The organism is Lichenicola sp. (assembly GCF_965198575.1).
GTDB lineage: Bacteria > Pseudomonadota > Alphaproteobacteria > Acetobacterales > Acetobacteraceae > Lichenicola.
In genome coordinates this window covers 742,639-761,306 of record NZ_OZ240671.1, presented here as the reverse complement: position 1 = coordinate 761,306, position 18,668 = coordinate 742,639, and the positions used below count along the sequence as shown (strand labels likewise).

The following is an 18,668-nucleotide window of genomic DNA, read 5'->3' as shown; positions in this document are numbered from 1 at the left end:
GGCCGGTGGTCCGGCAATGCGCGATCCTGGTCGGCGGCCTCGGCACACGATTGGGCGCGCTGACCCAGGCGCTGCCCAAGCCGCTGATGCCATGCGGCGACCGGCCTTTCCTCGCCTGGCTGATGCGCGAGATGCAGCGTTTCGGCTTCGACGACTTCGTTCTGCTGGCCGGCCATATGTCGGACGAAATCGAGAACGCCGTCGAGCAGATCCGCGCCCGCCTGCCCAAGCCGGCGCGGATCACCGTCAGTGTCGAGCCGTTCCGAGCCGGGACCGGCGGCGCACTGCACCATGCGCGCGCGCTGCTCGACGAGCGCTTCGTGCTCTGCAACGGCGACTCGATCTTTGCATGCAACCTGGCCCGCTTCCTGGCGCACGCCACCCGGGACGCGTCGTTCCCGAACTGGATCCTGCTGCGTGCGGTGGACGATCTCGACCGCTACGGCGCGGTGAGCCTGGACGAGGGCAGCGACCGTGTGACCAGCTTCCAGGCGCGGTCCGACGCTGGCAGCGCCGGCCTGATCAATAGCGGCATCTATCTGCTCGATCACTCCGTCTTCGACCATGTTTCCGAAAGCTGCTCGCTCGAGCAGGACGTGTTGCCACGGCTCGCCGGCGGCGGCGAACTTGGCGGGCTGGTGCTCGACGGCTATTTCCGCGACATCGGGCTTCCCGGGGATCTCGCTGCCGCCGGGGAGGAACTACCGCGCCAGCTGGTCCGTCCGGCCGTTTTTCTCGACCGCGACGGGGTCATCAACGTCGATCATGGATGGGTCGGCACCAGGGACCGCTTCGAATGGGCCGACGGGGTTTTCCCGGCGCTGCAGCGCCTGACCGATCGCGGGTATCACGTGTTCATCGTGACCAACCAGTCGGGGGTCGCACGCGGGCACTACAGCGAGGACGATCTCGACAGTCTGATGCGCTGGGCGATCGGGACGATCAGGGCGAACGGTGCCACGATCGATGACTGGCGCTATTGTCCCACCCATCCCTCGGCGCCCCTCGAGCGATACCGGTCGGAAAGCCCACGCCGCAAGCCCGGCACCGGCATGATCGATGAACTGGTCGCGGCATGGGAAATCGACCGCACGCAGAGCTTCCTGTTCGGCGACCAGCCCAGCGACATCACTGCAGGCCAGGCGGCGGGGCTGCAGACATCGCTGGTGCAGGAACAGACACTCGCTGAGATCGTTTTCGGCAGGAGCGCATTCGCATGAGCAAGGAGCCGTTCCGGAGCGCGCTCGTCAGGCAGGGCGACCCCAGACGAACGCCGTCGATCCGCGCGAGGGTTCCGTTGCGACTGGGGCTGGCCGGCGGCGGAACCGATCTAAGCCCCTATTGCGACACGTTCGGTGGCGCGGTCCTCAACACCACCATCGACCGCTACGCTTACGCATTCATTGCCGCGTCCGACGATGCGCGCATCCACTTCGTCGCACCCGATCTGGAAACGAGCGAGAGCTATACGCCGGAAGCGCTGGAGCAGCAGGCTGCCCGCGACGCAAAGCTGAAGATCCATGCCGGTGTCACCGTCGGCATGGCACGGCGGTTCGGCTTCGCCATCGAGCCGCTGCGGCTGACCTCGTTCGTCGACGCGCCGCCGGGTTCCGGGCTCGGCTCTTCCTCGGCTCTCGTGGTGGCGCTGGTCGAGGCCTTCGCCGCCTATCACCAGCTGCCGCTGGGTCCCTACGATGTCGCTCATCTCGCCTGGGAAATCGAGCGCGTCGATCTCGACCTGATGGGCGGCAAGCAGGACCAGTATGCCGGCACCTTCGGCGGCACCAATTTCATCGAGTTCCTCACCAACGACCGCGTGGTGGTCAATCCGCTGCGCGTCGCGGAGTCTGTCCGGAACGAGATCGAGACGTCGCTCGTCATCGCATTCACCGGTGTCTCGCGCATGTCGGCCACCATCATCGCCGAGCAGCGCAGCGGGCTGATCGCCTTGTCGGAGACATCGATCGATAACATGCACCGCCTGAAGCAGGATGCGCACGAAATGAAGGACGCGCTGTTGCGCGGGGACGTGGCGCAGATGGCCCGTATCCTCAACCGCTCCTGGACGGCAAAGAAGAATACCGCAGCCGGGATCTCGAACCCGTTGATCGAGACGCTCTACGCGTGCGCCCACTCGGCCGGCGCGATCGGCGGCAAGGTCTCCGGCGCCGGCGGTGGCGGGTTCATGATGTTCATCGTGCCACCCGAGCGGCGCGTCGAGGTCATCCGCGCGCTCAACCTGGCCGGTGCCACGGCGAGCGGCGTGCATCTGGTCACGGAGGGTGCGGAGACATGGACGAGCTGACCGGCAAGTCGCGCGACATGCGGTCGGTTTCCTCCGACGAGGACGGCAACGAAGTGCTCACCGGCGGCCGCGTCGGGGCCTCGAAAAAGGCGCGGAAGAAAAAGACGTTCGATGTCGTAAGGCCGAAGGATCTCGGACTGGCATTGATCGCGCATGAATTCGGCAAGGCGATGTATCGTGCCGATACGGTCCAGCGTCATGCGCGCTATCTCGAGCATCTGCTCGACACCAAGCCCGAATCCACGATCGATGCGAATGCCCTGATCGCTGCGAATCTCGAACTCCGCGCCGAGCTGTCGCGCCTGCGGGTCGAACATCATCACCTGGTGCAATCGACGACCTGGCGGGTCGGGCGCCGGCTGCAGCATCTCGGCCACCGCTATCCCCGCATGACGAGTGCTGCTCGCCGGTTCGCGAAGCTCGCCTACTGGACCGCGACGCTGCGACTGGTTTCCCGGCTCCGGGAGCGGCAGGGCGTCAGGGACAGCATGGTTCTGCTGGCGCAGAGTCCGCTGTTCGACCGGGAGTGGTATCTGCGCCGTTACGCGCATCTGCTGCCGTCGGACGTCGACCCTGTCTCGCATTATTTCTGGTCGGGCGCGGTTCAAGGGCTGGACCCGCACCCGCTTTTCAACAGCACGTGGTATTTGGCGGCCTTGTCAGGCGCGCCAGGCATCAATCCGCTGGTGCATTACATCAAGAACCGGGGTCGCGGCACGCCGGATCCGCATCCATTGTTCGACACCGCCTTCTATCTCCGCCAGCGCGGGGACAAGGCCGAGCCGGGGATGACGCCGCTCGAGGACTTCCTCGCCGCAGCCCCCGGGAATACGTATCTACCGAACCTGATATTCGATCCTGCGGCCTATGCGGAGGAGTATTTCGGCGGCCTGCCCGACAGGCCCGACGCGCTCGTGCATTATGCGGCGGAGGGCGAGGCGGCCGGGTTCTGGCCGCATCCGTTCTTCGATCCCAAATGGTATGCGAATGCCCATCCCGACAGTGCCGCTCTTGGCCCCCTCGGTCATTATCTGCGGTCGGGACACCAGGCGGCAGGCGTGCCGTGCTCCGAGCACATGGCGCGTCTCGACCGCCAGGTGACGCTGCCGCTTGAACTGGCATTCGCCGAGCACGATGCACCCCGCATCTCGATCATCATCCCGATCTACGGCCATGTCTTCGAGACATGGCGGTGCCTTGCGACCATCATGCTGATGACGGAGAAGGTCACGTACGAGGTGATCGTCGCCGATGACCGGCCAACCCGCCCGGTCGCGCAGATGCTGCGGGCGGCCGGGATCACGGTGATCATCAATAACGAGAACCAGGGTTTCCTCGCGAACTGCAACTCGGCGGCAAAGCGGGCGCGCGGCGAGGATATCCTGTTCCTGAACAACGACACCACGGTCAGGCACAACTGGCTTGCCCCGATGGTCGCCGTCATGAACGACGATGCGCGGGTCGGCGTGGTCGGCTGCAAGCTGTTGAACCCGGACGGCTCGGTGCAGGAGGCCGGCGGCATCATCTACAGCACCGGCTGGGGCGATCCTTTCGGCCAGGGCGATGCCGCGACACGCGGCTGCTATAATTACACCCGTGACGTCGATGTCGTGACAGGGGCCTGCTTCGTTGTCAGGCGCAAATTGTTCGAGACGCTGGGCGGCTTCGACAGCCGGTATGCGCCGGCGTTCTACGAGGAGTTCGATCTCGCAACCAGCATCCGCAACGCCGGCTACCGCATCGTCTATCAGCCGGCGAGCGAGGTCTATCATCACGGCAGTGCGTCGTATGGCATCGAGACGCGTGACCGGCAGACGCTGAAAAATCATGGCGTGTTCTGCCGGAAATGGGCGACGCTGCTTTCCCACCAGCCGGCGCCGGACACGCCGCCCTTCCTCAGCCGCGAACGCCCGAGCCCGCGCGGCATGATCCTCGTCGTCGACGACAAGGTGCCGGAGTACGACAAGCATGCCGGCGCCGTCACGCTGTTCCAGTATCTCGGCCTGCTCCGGGAACTCGGCCTGCGCGTCGTGTATGCACCGCATGACGGCGAAGCGATCGAACCCTACACGCGCGCCTTGCAGCAACGCGGGATCGAGGTTTTGCACCGGCCCGACACGCTGCACAGCTGGATCCGAAAGAACGGCTGCTTCGTCGATTTCATCTGGACCGCGCGGCCGGATGTCACCGCGCCGATCCTGCCGTGGCTGAAGCGGCATACCGGCGCAAAGATCCTCTATTACACGCATGATCTGCACTATCTGCGCGAGCAGCGCCGCTACGAACTCGAGGGCAGCGTCTGGGCCTTGCAGGAGTCTGAGCGTCTCAAGCCGATCGAGCTCGCGATCTTCCGCGAGGTCGATTGCGTGATGACCCCGAGCCCGGATGAAGCCCGCGAGATCCTGCAGGAGGTGCCGGACGCCAACGTCGCCGTCATCCCGCCGTATCTCTACGGCGACACCACCATCGTGGCCTCACCCGACGATCTGGCGGCGCGCCAGGACATCCTGTTCATCGGCGGTTTCGACCATACGCCGAACGTCGACGCCGCACTCTGGCTGGTGCAGGACATCATGCCACTGGTCTGGCAGGAGCGCCCGGAAACGACGGTGTGGATCGTCGGCAACGTGCCCCCCGACAGCGTCAAGGCTCTCGAAAGCAAGCGGGTCCGGGTCACCGGTTTCGTGCCGGATCTCGATCCCTACATGCAGCGTGCCAGGGTCTCGTTGAGCCCGCTGCGCTACGGCGCTGGCGTCAAGGGCAAGATCGTCACCTCGCTCCAGGCCGGCGTTCCGGTCGTCACGACGCCCTGCGGCAACGAGGGCATCCAGCTCCGCGACGGCCGGGATGCGCTGATCGGCGAGACCGCCGCCGAGCTTGCGGACGCAGCCTTGCGATTGCTGCGTGATCCCGAGCTCTGCGACCGGCTGGTCCGATCGGGCGCCGATGTGGTGCGCACCCGTTTCTCGAAGGAGCTGGCGCGGCGCACGATGCGCGAACTGCTCGGCAACACGCTCTGCCCGGTCTGCGGCGCCCGTCCGCGGCAGAAGCGGCGGCGCGCCAGCAGCAACTGGCGCGAGGAAATCCATTGCCTGGCCTGCGACACTCTCAACCGGAGCGCCGGCTTGGCCCAGGTGATCATGGTCCCCTGGGTCCAGCACGGCGTGAACGTCCTGGGTGAGGCCCGGGTCTATCTCACGGACCAGCGGGTGCACGAGTTCGGTCACACCGGCTCGGTCGGGAAAGTTCTCGCCGACATATCGCGGTTTTCCTGTTCGGATTATTTCGATGACCTACGAAAGGGCGAGATCTCGTCAGACGGCATCCTTCACGAGGACATCCAGGACATCTCGTTCGATGACAATTCGGTCGATCTGTTCCTGAGCCAGGACGTCATGGAGCACGTCGCGGACCCATGGCAGGGTTTTGCAGAGGTGTATCGCTGCCTGAAGCCGAACGGCCGCTACGTCTTCACCGTCCCGATCGATCTCGACCGTCCCGACTCACTGACCCGAGCCGTCCTCGAGGATGGCCTGCTCCGGCACATCGAGCCTGCGGAGTATCACGGAGACCCGCGCCGGGCCGGGGGTGCTCTCGTATTCACCGAGTTCGGCGCCGATCTGGTCGACCGCCTGGCAGGGATCGGGTTCCGGACGCAGGCGCACCGGATCGAGATGCCGGAAGGTGAGGGCCAGCCGCTGTACGTGTTCGAGGCCAGAAAGCCGAACAGCGCGCCCGACGCTGCCTGACCGGCTGGGGCCGGCTCAGGCGTCGACGTCGCCTGCGGGGCCGCCCCCGGCCAGCAGCTCGACGCTGTCGCCGACCGCCAGGTGTCCCGGTGCGGTGGGGATGAGGTTGGCGCCGAATACGATCCCCGACGGGTGCCGGTTCAGCCGGCCCAGCGTGCGCAACGGCTCGCCCGGGTGCGGTGTGTCGCCGGTCAGCTGGTCGCGGGTGATGACCACGCAGCGGGTGCAGGGCTTCGGTGCGCGGAACAGCATCGTGCCGATGCGCAGGAGCCGCCCGCCGCCCGCCGTCCAGTCATCCTCCGACCAGGGCGGCAGGCCGGAGATCGTCACGCTGGGGCGGAAGCGGTCCATGCCGACCGCATCCGCGAGGGCGGTATTCAGCGCGGACAGCGAGGCGTGGCTGGTGGCAAGCAAGGGGTAGCCGTCGGAGAAGCCGACATGGTCGCCGGGTTCCGCGAAGTCCGGGTCGATCGGACGCAGGGTCGGATCGTCGAGATGGACCAGGCGGCACGGCCGAGCCAGCACCGCGGACAGCCACGCCTCCGCCGCCGCATCCGCCCGCACTACCGAAAGCCGGTCCCGCCAGATCTCCACCGCCATGCGCGGCGCGCCCGCCGCCGGCACCGCCACCGTGCAGGTGCTGTCTCCGTGATGCAGGCTGAGCCCGCCCGGCTCGATATGCGCCGCGATCCTGGCCATGCCCGGCAGCTCGCGCTGGCTGAGGAACCGCCCGTCCGCATCGGTCACCAGCCAGCGCCGGTCGCCCTCCACGCCGTGCCGCGCCACCCCGGTGGAGGCGAGGGACACGCCGCGCAACCCCTTGACCGGATAGACATGCAGGCTCTCGACACGACCCAGCGGCATCATCCCGCAGAGGCGTCCGGCAGCAGCTTGCCGTGGTTCAGGATGCCCTTGGGATCGAGCGCCTGCTTGATCCGGCGCATGGCGGCGAGCTCCGCACCGCCGCGCCAGTCCGGCATCATGTACGGCTTGAGCCGGCCGACCCCGTGCTCGGCCGAGAAACTTCCTTCCAGCTCGCGGACGATGGCGCACACCGTGTCCATGATCTCGTGGTCACGGGCAAGGAAGCCGGCGGTGTCGGCGCCTTCGGGCTGCACCAGGTTGAAATGGATGTTGCCGTCGCCGAGATGGCCGAACGGCGCCACCCGGATGCCGGGGATCAGCGCCTCGCAGGCCGAGGTGGCGCGCGCGATCAGCTCCGGCACCCGCGAGACCGGCACCGACACGTCGTTCTTGACGCTGCCGCCGGCGCGTTTCTGGGCCTCCGAATGCTCCTCGCGCAGCTTCCAGATCGCCAGCCGCTGGGTCCCGCTTTCCGCCACCACGGCATCCAGCACGCCGCCCGTTTCGAGCGCCTCGGCCAGCACGCCCTCGAGCAGATCGCGCAGGGTGCCGTCATCGCGGGCGGTGGCGAGCTCGACCAGCACATAATGCGGCGCCGGCTCCGAGAGCGGCAGGCCCGCGTCCGGGATCAGCGTGTTGACCAGCGCCATGCCTGTGCCGGACATGTACTCGAACGCCTGGATCGCCGACGGATCGGCCGCCCTGAATGCCATGAACAGCGCCAGCGCCGCCTCCGGGCTCGCCACCCCGCACAACGCCACCTCGACCTGGCGCGGGAGCGGGCTCAGCTGCAGCACCGCCGCGGTGATGATGCCGAGGGTGCCCTCGGAGCCGACCAGCAGCTGGCGCAGCGCGTATCCGGTATTGTCCTTGCGCAGCCGCCGCAGCCCCTCGAACACCGTGCCGTCGGCCATCACCGCCTCGAGCCCCAGCACCAGCTCGCGGGCATTGCCGTAGCGCACGGTGTTGTTGCCACCGGCGTTGGTCGCCAGCACGCCGCCGATCTGCGCCGAGCCCTCCGAGCTGATCGACAGCGGCAGCAGGCAGCCGGCCGCGCGTGCGGCGTCCTGGGCAGCTTTCAGGGTGACACCGGCCTCGATCGTCATGGTCATGTCGATGGCGTCGATGGCGCGGATGCGGGCCAGCCGCGACAGGCTCAGCACGAGCTCGCTGCCATCCTCGGGCACCGCCGCGCCGCCGACCATGCTGGTGTTGCCGCCCATCGGCACCAGCCGGACACCCGCCTCGGCGCAGGCGGCGACACAGGCGGCTACCGCCCCGGTGCTGTTCGGACGCAGCACTGCCGGCGTGCGACCGTGATACAGCCCACGCCAGTCGGTGCAGTACGGTGCGGTGTCGGCCGGATCGGTCAGCAGGCCGCCGGGTCCGAGCAGGTCGCCAAGGGTCTGCAGCAGGCTGTCGATGATCATGGCAGGCGAACTCGCGATGGTGCCGGGAGCGGTGCTCGGGGGGAGTTCGATACCAGATGGTGGCCGCCTGTCGCCAATCGAAGGGACGCAGGCGGCCTGCTCCGAAGCCGCTTGTTGCGGAAGCGCAAACCAGTCTAGCGTCGGCGCCATGCGTATCGCTCTCGCCCGCGGCCTCTGGATTATCACCCTCCGCGGGGTCAGGGAGCATGTGCGCTAAGGCCTGAGGGCCGTCACCACCTCTCCCGAAGCCCCGCCGATCGGCCGGGGCTTCCATCACCGCCAGACCCGGCCGCCGGCTCCGAACAGGAACCGCCCGTGCCAGGATCCAGCCTGTCGATCTTCCCGCTGCTGCCCGTGCTGAGCTTTGCCTTCAGCGCCTCGGCCACGCCTGGCCCGAACAACATCATGATGCTGAGTGCCGCCGCTGCACACGGCTTGCGGCGCACGCTGCCTCAACTGGCAGGTGTCGCGATCGGTTTCGGGCTGATGGTGACACTCGTCGCCTGCGGCCTCGGCGTGCCGCTGGCGCAGAGCCGGATGCTGCAACGTGTGCTGCAGGTGGTGGGTGCGGTCTGGATGACCTGGCTGGCCTGGAAGATCGCCGCGGCGCCGGTGCAGGGCCAACTGCACGCCCGCCCGCCGCTGAGCTTCCTCGGCGCCTGCGCGTTCCAGTGGATCAATCCGAAGGGCTGGATCATGGCCGTCGCCGCGACCGCGACCTTCCTACCGCCGGGCAGCAACGCGCTGGTGTTCGGGCCGCTGCTCGGACTGGTATTCACCCTGGTCAGCGTGCCCTGCGTGGGCGGCTGGGCGCTGATCGGGGTGAGCGGCGCGCGGCTGCTGCGTCATCCGGGCCGGCTGCGCGCCTTCAACGTGACGATGGCGCTGCTGCTGCTGGGAACGGTCGTGGCGATGCTGCTGGAGTAGCCGGAGCGGGTGGCGTTACCGCAAATACGTGGACGTGTCCTGGGCCGGCCCGCGATCCAGCATCACCACCGCACTGGTCCCGGCGACACCGATCAGCAGCCCGCACAGCGCGCTCAGCATCAGCATGGTTCGCTTCGGCACCAGCACCTGTGACGCCGAAAGCTCCTGCTGCGCCTCGGCCCGTGCCTGGCGGGTCAGATGCAGCTCCGAGCGCAGCGCCTCGATGCGGGCGGTGGCACTGCGCAGGTCGAGGTCGAGCTTGTTGATGTCGGCGGTGAGCTGGGAGATCCGGGTGCGGGCAGCCTGGATCTCGGTCGCCGCGGGGCTGCCGGCACGGGGCGCACGGGTCCTGGTGCCGGGCTTGGCGGCCGCACCGGGAGGCGTCTGCACCTGCGGCGGATTGGGCGCGATGGCGACGAACAGGTTCTTGAGCGCACCGCCGGTGATGCCGTCGCGCCGCGCCCGCGATCGCACCGCCTCGAGCGCGCTGGCCGCCTGGCCGGGCTGGTCCTCGAGCACCAGGGCGAGGATGTCGGAGAGAGTCTTCAGCTCCTTGGGATCGATCTGCTCGCGCATCATGGCCAACTCAGCCCACCACGCGCTGCAGGAGGGCGGCGGGCCGGCCGGCCATCGGACGCGGTGCGGCGGCGCGCTGCAGCCGGTCGCGGATCGCCAGCCCGAGACCCTCAGCCGGAACCGGCATCGCGGCGATCCCGGTCAGGCCTTGCGCCCGGCCCTCGTCGTCGAGGTGTCGCAGGCCGGAAAACAGCCGCGCCGCCGCCTCGCGCAGGTCACCACGCGGGCTGAGATTCCACACCAGGCCAGTCTCGCGCAGGGCATCCGGGAGCGGTCCGAATGCAAGCAACGCCTCGCCCCGTCCGGGGCCGGGGGCATCGAGGCGCACCGGCAGCGACGGCGCATAGTGCGAGGCGAGCATGCCCGGGGCAACCGGGGCATCCTGCATCGGTGTGCTGGATGGCGCGACGCGAAGAACCGGGCCGATCAGGCGCTCGATCGCCTCGACCGGCACGCCACCCGGCCGCAGCAGCACCGGCATCGCTCCGGACAGGTCGAGCACGGTGCTCTCCAACCCGACCGCGCAGGGCCCGCATTCCAGCACCGCGTCGATGCGCCCGGCGAGCCCGTCCATCACATGGTCGGCCGTGCTCGGGCTGACGCCACCGGAGGGATTGGCCGAGGGTGCGGCGATCGGTCGGCCGAACGCCCGCAGCAATGCGCCGGCGCCGGCGCCATCCGGCACCCGCACCGCCAGGGTCGCCAGACCAGCCGCTGCCAGCGCACACACCGTACTGCCCGGCGCGCGCGGCAGCACCAGGGTCAGCGGGCCAGGCCAGAAGGCGTCGGCCAGCCGGCGGGCGAGGTCAGTCGCGCAGACCTCCCGGAAGGCGGCGTCAGCATCCAAGCAGTGCGCGATCAACGGGTTGAAGTGTGGCCGCCGCTTCGCCTCGAACACCGCAGCGACCGCCATCGCGTTCCCGGCGTCGGCGCCCAGCCCATAGACGGTCTCGGTACCGAAGGCGACCAGCCGGCCGGCATCGAGCAGCCGGGCGGCGCGCGCGATCCCGGCCGGATCGGCCCGGAGCCGCTCGGTCATCGATCCCTCGGAGTCGCGCAAGGCCCTGGGTTGCATCTCACCAGTCTAGCATTTCCGAGCCCCGAGTCCCCGAAGGAGATTTCATTCCGGGGTCGCTTCGGGGATCGCGCCGCGACACACGAAGTCCGGGTTCTCCCAACCGGGCTTGCCATAGCGCAGCGTCGTTCCGGCACCGGCGCCATCAAGCAACACGACGCTGCCGCCGGCCGCCTCGACCACCGCCTGTGGTGCCGCGGTGTCCCATTCCATGGTGCGCCCGAGCCGCGGATACAGGTCGGCGCGACCCTCCGCGACCCGCGCGAACTTCGCCGCCGAGCCGATATTGCCGAGGCTGGCGACCCGCTGGCCACCCAGATAGGCCACCAACCGGGGATCGCCGGCATAGTGTCGCGAGGCGAGCACCGACAGACCGGCCTCGGGCGGCGTGCGCACCCGGATCGCCGTCTCGCCATGTGCGTCGCGCCGCATCGCACCGTGGCCCACGAGCCCCAGATAAAGCTCGCCGTAGGCCGGCAGCGCCACCGCGCCGAGCACCGCGCGACCATGACGCACCAGCCCGATATTGACGGTGAAGTCGTCGCGGCCGGCGGCGAACTCGCGGGTGCCGTCGAGCGGATCGACCAGCCAGAACTCGTCGCCCGCCTCGACCGCGATGCCGGCTGCGATCTCCTCCTCGGCAATCACCGGGATCGTCGAGCCGGACCGCAAGCCCTGCAGGATCAGTGCCTCGGCCCGCTGGTCCGCCTCGGTGACGGGCGAGGCGTCCTGCTTGTGCAGCGTCTCGAAGCCCCGCCCGCGGATCTCGAGGATCAGCTCGGCCGCACGGGCCGCGAGCTCGGCTGCCAGCGCCAGCAGCGCCTGGTCTGCCGGATCGGGGGTGGCCGGGGCTGGAACCTGGTTCATGGGTGCCGATTAGGGGATCGGCGGGCAGGTTGCCAAGTCGCCGATATCCCGCACCACCTTGCCGCGGCCCGGAACGCGGCTGATAACCGTCATCGATCTTACTCATTCGCCGAACCTGCACGGGACCCGCGCCCGCCGACCGCAATCGGCTGCGCGACCACCCCGGACAGGCCCGAGCCGGAGCACTGCCATGCTGGACATCGACTTCAAAGGGGCGGTGCTGCCGTCGGACGGCGCGCTCGTGCTGCTGGTGCCCGAGGATGGCGAGCGGCCGGCGCTGTTCATCCAGGCGGACCAGGCCACCGGCGGGGCGATCTCGCGCGGCATCGAGGCTGCCGAGTTCAAGTTCGGCAAGTCCAAGAGCTGCGTGCTGCTCGGACCGGGTGCCGGGCTGTCGCGGGTCGTGGTGATCGGGCTGGGCAAGCGCTCCGAGCTCGACGAGGCGGCTGCACAGGCGGCCGGCAGTGCGGCCTGGGGTGCCCTCAAGGGCAGCGCCACCGCTGCGCTCGCGACCGACGGATTGTCCCCGGAGCTTGCGGCGCACGCGGCGTACGGGGCGGTGCTGGCGAGCTACCGGTTCGACCTCTACCGCACGAAGCAGAAGCCGGATGAGATGCCCAGGCTGGTGCGGCTGTCGGTACTAGGCGAGCCGGCTGCGCCATCCGTGTGGCCGGAGCTCGCGGCCATCGCGCACGGCGTGTTCGTCACCCGCGACCTGGTCAGCGAGCCGGCCAACATCCTGACGCCGGCGGTGTTCGCCGAGCGCATCGAGGCACTGTCCGGCCTGGGGCTGGAGATCGAGATCTTCGACCCGGAGCAGATGGCCGGGCTCGGGTTCGGAGCGCTGTTGGGGGTGGCGATGGGCAGCGACGCGCCCGCCCGCATGGCGGTGATGCAGTGGCGCGGCCTGCCGGACAGCAAGGAGCCGCCGATCGCGTTCGTCGGCAAGGGTGTCACCTTCGATAGCGGCGGCATCAGCATCAAGCCGGCCGGCGGCATGGAGGACATGAAGTGGGACATGGCCGGCGCCGGCACCGTCGTCGGGCTGATGGCGGCACTCGCCGGCCGGAAGGCGCGCGTGAACGCCGTCGGGCTGGTCGGGCTGGTCGAGAACATGCTGTCGGGGCGCGCGCAGCGTCCGGGCGACGTGGTGACGAGTGCCTCCGGCCAGACCATCGAGGTGATCAACACCGACGCCGAGGGCCGCCTCGTCCTGGCCGACGTGCTCTGGTACGCGCAGGAGCGCTTCAGGCCGCGGGCGATGATCGACCTGGCGACGCTGACCGGTGCGGTGATCGTCGCACTCGGCCATGAGCATGCCGGGCTCTACAGCAACAACGACGAGCTGGCGGCGCGGCTGACCGAGGCCGGGCTGGCGGTGTCGGAGAAGCTGTGGCGGATGCCGCTGGGCGAGGCGTACGACAAGCTGATCCGCTCCGATATCGCCGACATGAAGAACATCGGCGGCCGTCCGGGCGGCTCGATCACTGCGGCGCAGTTCCTGAAGCGCTTCGTCGGCGACGTGGCCTGGGCGCATCTCGATATCGCCGGCACCGCCTGGGCCGCCAAGGACGCGCCGGGCGTGCCGAAGGGCGCCACCGCGTTCGGGGTGCGCCTGCTGGATCGGCTGGTGGCAGCGCATTACGAGGGCTGAGCTGCAGCCGCCGCCGCCGCTGCGGGTCGCCCTGCTGCGGCATCCGCCGGTGCGGTATCCGCCGGGCCGATGCTATGGCGGCGGCACCGACGTTCCGCTCGCGGATGGCTGGGATCGGCTGCTGCCGGATTGGCTCGACACGCTTCGGCCGCTCGGCGTGGCGACGGTGTGGAGCAGTCCGCTCGGTCGCTGCCGGCTACCGGCGGAGCGGTTGGGCGCGGCACTCGGCGTTCCGGTGCGACTGGATCCCCGCCTGAGGGAAATCGATTTCGGCGACTGGGAAGGCCGCGACTGGAACGACGTGCCGCGCGACCTGCTCGACGTATGGGGATCCGATCCGATCGGATTCTCGGCCCCCGGCGGTGAGGGCGGCGGGTCGCTGATCCGGCGGATCCGATCGGTTCTGCACGACCTGTCGGCGGCGGCGGTGAACTGCCTGGTGGTGTCGCATGGCGGTCCGCTGCGCCTGCTCGGCCCGATGCTGCAGGGCGCGCCGCCGGACCTGCTGGCGGCGGCGCCACCCATGGGGACGATCCAGGTCGTTTGTGCTGCGTTGCCATCCCACGCCCTGCCGCCCGGGTCGGACGGCGACGATGAAGGAGCAATGACATGACGGCCTACGTGATCTTCACCCGCGAGCGCACCACCGACCAGAGCGAGATGGAGCTCTACCAGCAGAAGGTCGGGGCCGCCGCCCCGGGGCACGCGATCACGCCGCTGGTGCGCTACGGCGCGTTCGAGATGCTCGAAGGCGATCCGATCGAGGGAGCGGTGGTGCTGTCGTTCCCGACCATGGCGGAAGCGCGGGCCTGGTATGAGAGCCCGCTCTACCAGGAGGCCGTGGCGCATCGCCATGCCGGCTCCGACTACCGCGTGTTCATCATCGAAGGCATTACCCCCGCCTGATCTCGACGTCGGTCCGGGCGCTTACGGCACGCTCAGCCAAGCCGCGCCGTTGCCCGGGAGACGGCCTTCGCCGGGCAACGCCAGACTGGAGGCGATCGGCGTCCCCGGCGGCAGGTCGACATCGTCCGTGCCGAGATTGACGACCACCCGGACCGGCCCGTTATCGAACACCAGCACCTGGTCGGGCGAGGCCTGCCAGCGCACCGCGCCCCTGCCGAGCCCGTGTTCACGACGCAGCCGCAGCAACGCGTGATACAGCTCCAGCGTCGAGTCCGGCGCACCCTCCTGCCGGTCGACCGCATAACCGGCGAAGCCTTCCGGTTGCGGCAACCACGTAGCGGCACCGGGTCCGAATCCCAGTGACGGCGCGCCCGCGACCCAGGGCAGCGGCACCCGGCAGCCGTCGCGACCGATCTCGCGGCCGCCGGTGCGCCGGAACGCGGGATCCTGGCGGAACGTCGCCGGCATCGTGGTGTCCTCCGGCAGTCCGAGTTCCTCGCCCTGGTAGATATAGGCCGATCCCGGCAATGCCAGCGTCAGCATCGCCAGCGCGCGCGCCCGCCTGAGGCCGAGTGCCTCGTCGGGTTGTTCGTCTGCAGCGCTGATGCCCTTGGGCCGGATGCCCGGATGGCTGAGCCCGAGCCGCGAGGTGATCCGCACGGTGTCGTGGTTCGACGTGACCCAGGTCGCCGGCGCCCCGACCTCGGCGGCTGCCGCCAGCGAGGCGTCGATGATGGTGCGCAGCATCGGCGCGTTCCAGCGCGCCAGCAGGTAGTCGAAATTGAACGCCTGGTTCATCTCGTCGGGCCGCACGTAGCGCGCCAGTCGCGATTGCGGCCGCACCCAGGCTTCCGCCACCATCATCCGGTCGCCCGGATAGCTGTCCAGGATCCGGCGCCAATCGCGATAGATCGCATGCACGTTGTCCTGGTCCCACATCGGACCGCGATTGACGCCGTCGCTCGCGTCCTGCGCAGGCGCGCCATCGACCATCGAGGTCTCGCCCGCCCAGTCGGGAAGGCCGGCCGCCTTGATCAGCCCGTGCGCGACGTCGACGCGAAACCCGTCGACGCCGCGATCCAGCCAGAACCGCAGCACGCTCTCGAACTCGGTGCGAACCTCCGGATTGTTCCAGTCCAGGTCTGGCTGCTTGCGATCGAACAGATGCAGGTACCACTGCCGGTCACCCTCCGCGCGGGACCACGCGCCGCCGCCGAACACGCTCTGCCAGTTGTTTGGGGGCTCCGATCCGTCGGCACCGCGCCCGTCCCGGAACATGTAGCGGGCGCGTTCCACGCTACCCGGCGGGGAGGCGAGGGCCGCACGGAACCAGGCATGTTCGTCGGACGTGTGGTTGGGTACCAGGTCGACGATGATGCGCAGATCCCGCGCGTGCGCTGCCTGCAGCAGACGGTCGAAATCGTCGAGCGTGCCGAACAGCGGATCGACGTCGCGATAATCCGATACGTCGTATCCGGCATCGGTTTGTGGCGAGCGGTAGAACGGCGACAACCACAATGCGTCGACACCGAGCGCGGCAAGATACTCCATCCGGGAGAGAATGCCGGGCAGGTCGCCGATGCCGTCACCATCGGCGTCCGCGAAGGAGCGAGGATAGATCTGGTAGATCACGGCATTCCGCCACCAGTTGCCGGCAGCCGACGCGATCGTCGTGTGGGTCGGCAGGTTCATGCGTGGGACTTCCTTGGATGACGGTCGGGACAGATTTCGACAGGATTTCGAACGGGAATGAGCATGGCATGCGCCAGGCAGGTGACAGGATGAACATGCAGGGAACCCTGCTTGTTGCAACCCTCGCTTCCAGCCCGATCCATGCAGGTTGCGGCCAACCCCTTAGCTAAGCTCCTCCGACACGCGCCAGCGGCATATCCCACTCGCACGGCATGCGAATTGCCCAGGCCGGATTTCATGTCCACGAAGAGGTTGCGAGGCTTTTCGCCTTGTCTTGAACAGAACCGCACGCAGAGGGCGGCCTGCAGGAGCGCAGGATATCACGACGCCCGGCTGGTGTCCGACACGTCGATCGATGGCAAGGTGCTCATCACCAGTCCATTGCGGATCGTCGGCCAGAAACGCCCGGTCGTCCAGCCTGATCGTCCAGGTCATCGGCACCTACGGGTCGGGCCAATTCGCCGACGCCAACCCTGGCGCGCGACCGCTCCCCGCAGCAGCCCGATCGTGCCGGTTGATCTCCACGCCTGTGTCGGCACCAGACAGATCACGCATCGGAATCGTCCAGCATCGAGGGCAAGGGCTACGGTTACGGCAGCCCGCTCTGTTCCGATGCCGGCTGCAGCATCGAGCTGAGCGATACGGCCAGGTCCGGCGCACGGCATTCTCCGGCATCGGTGGATCACCGGAAACCGACGAAAATATCCTGATGTTCTCGTTCCGGTATCTGCCGTTCCAGTAGCCAGTCGTCACATCCCGCCCGCCGTCGGACGGCGCACGTATTCGACCGTCGCGAGGTCATCGTCGAACTTGCGGAACGGAGACGATTGCCTCCATAGTTTGCGGTCGCAAATAAAGGTGCAAGTTCCGTGACCGGGTCGACAACAAGCCAAGTAGATGACACCGGCCAGGACTATACCTGGATCACCCCCGGCGGAGGCGACTGGTACTACGCGTCGAACTGGGCGGTCCTGGTCGACGGCGTCGAGCAGCCTGCGACGCAAGCACCCGGCGCATCCGACAACGTCACGATTTCATCGCGCCTGGTCGGCGAGAACAGCGTCATCGTCGTCGACACTGCAGACTGGTCGAGCCTGACGGTGAACGGGACCATCTCGCTGGCGGGCGGACGCATAACCACCCAGACGCTCTTCGTGAACCTCGACGGATCGGATCCCTCTGCAGGGGGCCTCACCTTGCAGCCCAACGTGACAGTTACATGCACGAACGCGACCGTGGAGGGGATTGTATCGGTGCAGGACGATGCAGGCCTCGAGATAGACGGCACGTTGCAGAACGACGGGTTGATCCAGTACGTCAACGACATGGGTGATTACTCTCCCGCGTTCATAGACGGCGACATCACCGGGAACGGCACGATCGATATAGAAGCGAACTCGACCCTTGCGATCTACAGTCCGGTGGTCGACGTGAACCAGCATATTGTTTTCGACGGCGGGAATGCGACCCTGGAAGTCGGTGTACAGCAATCTCTCCCGGATCTGGAAAACTTCGACGCGACCGACCGAGTGGTGCTCGGTGAACGATACGTCTTCATGAACTACAGCATCGACGGCACGCAGTCCGCGACGGTGAACGTCACGCTGTACGATGGCAAGCTCGAGAGTTTTACCTTCGACGGCGACTATGCCGGGCAGCAGTTCTTCATCGAGCAGCCGCCAGTCTATGGCGACACGTACATCGGAGTCACCGGGCCGCAGGCAGTCGCCTGTTTCTGCCCGGGCACGCTGATCGCGAACGCAGCTGGCGAAACGGCCGTCGAGACCCTGGCGATCGGTGACCTCGTACGGACCGCGTCCGGTGCCGTGATGCCCGTATTGTGGATCGGCAGGCGCAGCTACGCACGACGTTTCGCCGCCGGCAACACCGACATCATGCCGATCCGCATCCGAGCCGGCGCCCTGGACGGGGGGCTGCCGCGTCGCGACCTGCTGGTGTCGCCGAAGCACGCGATGGCGATCGACGGCGTGCTGGTGCCGGCCGGGCTGCTGGTGAACGGCGTGTCGATCACGCAGGAGGAGCCGCCGGGCGACGTGCATTACCTGCACATCGAACTCGAGGATCACGACCTGCTGCTGGCCGAAGGTGCCGCCACCGAGAGCTTCATCGACGACGACAGCCGCAACATGTTCCACAACGCAGGCGAATATGCGCGGCTGTATCCGGAGCGGCGTGCGACGGCGCCGGTCTGGTGCGCGCCGAGGATCGAGAGCGGGCACGCGCTCGAGGCGATACGGCGACGGCTCGCGACCGATGCAGGGCTGCCCGACCTCGTGCCGGTGCCCGAGTTGCGGCTGCAGATCGACCTGGCAGAAGCCGGACGTCTGCGCGGCTGGGCCTGGTGCGCCGAATACCCCCATACACCGGTCTGCCTGGACGTGCTGCTGGACGGCGAGGTCGTGGCGCAGGTACTCGCCGACCGCTTCCGTCCGGACCTGGCACTGGCGGGGATCGGCGCCGGCTGCCACGGCTTCGAACTGGCCCTGCCGAACCTGACGCCGAAACTGGCGCCGAACCTGACGGCAGCGTCGACCGTAACGTTGCGCCGCTCGCTGGACGGGATCCCGGCGGCGGGTCGTCGCGCCGCCTGACGCGCCGGCGT

At 68.2% G+C, this 18,668-nt stretch carries 14 protein-coding genes; 8 read left to right on the top strand and 6 right to left on the bottom strand.

Annotated features, from left to right (window positions below; genetic code table 11):
* Positions 1–5 precede the first annotated feature (5 nt).
* The 3 genes from ACOEQ2_RS03690 to ACOEQ2_RS03680 are packed head-to-tail and all read left to right on the top strand — an operon-like array spanning position 6 to position 6,054.
* Positions 6–1,220 (top strand): HAD-IIIA family hydrolase, encoded by a 1,215-nt coding sequence (locus ACOEQ2_RS03690; RefSeq protein ID WP_419730035.1) that lies wholly within the window; start codon positions 6–8, stop codon positions 1,218–1,220.
* Positions 1,217–2,305, top strand: a complete 1,089-nt coding sequence (locus tag ACOEQ2_RS03685; protein WP_419730034.1) for a hypothetical protein — start codon at positions 1,217–1,219, stop codon at positions 2,303–2,305. Before ACOEQ2_RS03690 ends, ACOEQ2_RS03685 begins: the two co-directional genes overlap by 4 nt.
* Positions 2,293–6,054 carry a glycosyltransferase gene (locus tag ACOEQ2_RS03680; RefSeq protein WP_419730033.1) on the top strand — a complete coding sequence of 1,254 codons (3,762 nt, stop codon included), beginning with the start codon at positions 2,293–2,295 and terminating at the stop codon, positions 6,052–6,054. Before ACOEQ2_RS03685 ends, ACOEQ2_RS03680 begins: the two co-directional genes overlap by 13 nt.
* Before the next feature lie 15 nt (positions 6,055–6,069).
* Here the strand turns inward: ACOEQ2_RS03680 and ACOEQ2_RS03675 are convergent, their stop codons facing one another.
* The gene (locus ACOEQ2_RS03675; protein WP_419730032.1) at positions 6,070–6,921 is read right to left on the bottom strand and encodes an MOSC domain-containing protein; all 852 of its coding nucleotides are present in this window, start codon (positions 6,919–6,921) and stop codon (positions 6,070–6,072) included.
* Complete coding sequence (locus ACOEQ2_RS03670; protein ID WP_419730031.1) at positions 6,918–8,348, bottom strand: FAD-binding oxidoreductase; 1,431 nt, start codon at positions 8,346–8,348, stop codon at positions 6,918–6,920. The genes ACOEQ2_RS03675 and ACOEQ2_RS03670 overlap by 4 nt, the downstream gene beginning before the upstream one ends.
* 315 nt (positions 8,349–8,663) lie before the next feature.
* On the opposite strand from ACOEQ2_RS03670, the gene ACOEQ2_RS03665 reads away from it, so the two are divergent.
* Positions 8,664–9,275: a LysE family translocator gene (locus tag ACOEQ2_RS03665; RefSeq protein ID WP_419730030.1), complete on the top strand. Its 612-nt coding sequence runs from the start codon at positions 8,664–8,666 to the stop codon at positions 9,273–9,275.
* Between the two features lie 15 nt (positions 9,276–9,290).
* Here the strand turns inward: ACOEQ2_RS03665 and ACOEQ2_RS03660 are convergent, their stop codons facing one another.
* The 3 genes from ACOEQ2_RS03660 to ACOEQ2_RS03650 all read right to left on the bottom strand — a co-directional run bounded on the left by ACOEQ2_RS03660 (position 9,291) and on the right by ACOEQ2_RS03650 (position 11,793).
* The gene (locus ACOEQ2_RS03660; RefSeq protein WP_419730029.1) at positions 9,291–9,854 is read right to left on the bottom strand and encodes a hypothetical protein; all 564 of its coding nucleotides are present in this window, start codon (positions 9,852–9,854) and stop codon (positions 9,291–9,293) included.
* Between the two features lie 7 nt (positions 9,855–9,861).
* The gene (locus ACOEQ2_RS03655) at positions 9,862–10,890 is read right to left on the bottom strand and encodes an L-threonylcarbamoyladenylate synthase (protein ID WP_419730028.1); all 1,029 of its coding nucleotides are present in this window, start codon (positions 10,888–10,890) and stop codon (positions 9,862–9,864) included.
* A gap of 81 nt (positions 10,891–10,971) precedes the next feature.
* Positions 10,972–11,793 (bottom strand): 3'(2'),5'-bisphosphate nucleotidase CysQ family protein, encoded by an 822-nt coding sequence (locus tag ACOEQ2_RS03650; RefSeq protein ID WP_419730027.1) that lies wholly within the window; start codon positions 11,791–11,793, stop codon positions 10,972–10,974.
* A gap of 190 nt (positions 11,794–11,983) precedes the next feature.
* Here ACOEQ2_RS03650 and ACOEQ2_RS03645 point away from each other — a divergent pair, with 190 nt between their 5' ends.
* The 3 genes from ACOEQ2_RS03645 to ACOEQ2_RS03635 are packed head-to-tail and all read left to right on the top strand — an operon-like array spanning position 11,984 to position 14,353.
* On the top strand, positions 11,984–13,447 hold the full coding sequence (locus ACOEQ2_RS03645) for a leucyl aminopeptidase (protein ID WP_419730026.1): 1,464 nt from the start codon (positions 11,984–11,986) through the stop codon (positions 13,445–13,447).
* A gap of 49 nt (positions 13,448–13,496) precedes the next feature.
* Positions 13,497–14,060 (top strand): histidine phosphatase family protein, encoded by a 564-nt coding sequence (locus tag ACOEQ2_RS03640; RefSeq protein WP_419730025.1) that lies wholly within the window; start codon positions 13,497–13,499, stop codon positions 14,058–14,060.
* Positions 14,057–14,353 carry a DUF1330 domain-containing protein gene (locus ACOEQ2_RS03635; protein WP_419730024.1) on the top strand — a complete coding sequence of 99 codons (297 nt, stop codon included), beginning with the start codon at positions 14,057–14,059 and terminating at the stop codon, positions 14,351–14,353. The genes ACOEQ2_RS03640 and ACOEQ2_RS03635 overlap by 4 nt, the downstream gene beginning before the upstream one ends.
* Before the next feature lie 21 nt (positions 14,354–14,374).
* Here the strand turns inward: ACOEQ2_RS03635 and ACOEQ2_RS03630 are convergent, their stop codons facing one another.
* Positions 14,375–16,045: a glycoside hydrolase family 13 protein gene (locus ACOEQ2_RS03630; protein WP_419730023.1), complete on the bottom strand. Its 1,671-nt coding sequence runs from the start codon at positions 16,043–16,045 to the stop codon at positions 14,375–14,377.
* 869 nt (positions 16,046–16,914) lie between these two features.
* Here ACOEQ2_RS03630 and ACOEQ2_RS03625 point away from each other — a divergent pair.
* Complete coding sequence (locus ACOEQ2_RS03625; RefSeq protein ID WP_419730022.1) at positions 16,915–18,657, top strand: Hint domain-containing protein; 1,743 nt, start codon at positions 16,915–16,917, stop codon at positions 18,655–18,657.
* Positions 18,658–18,668 lie beyond the last annotated feature (11 nt).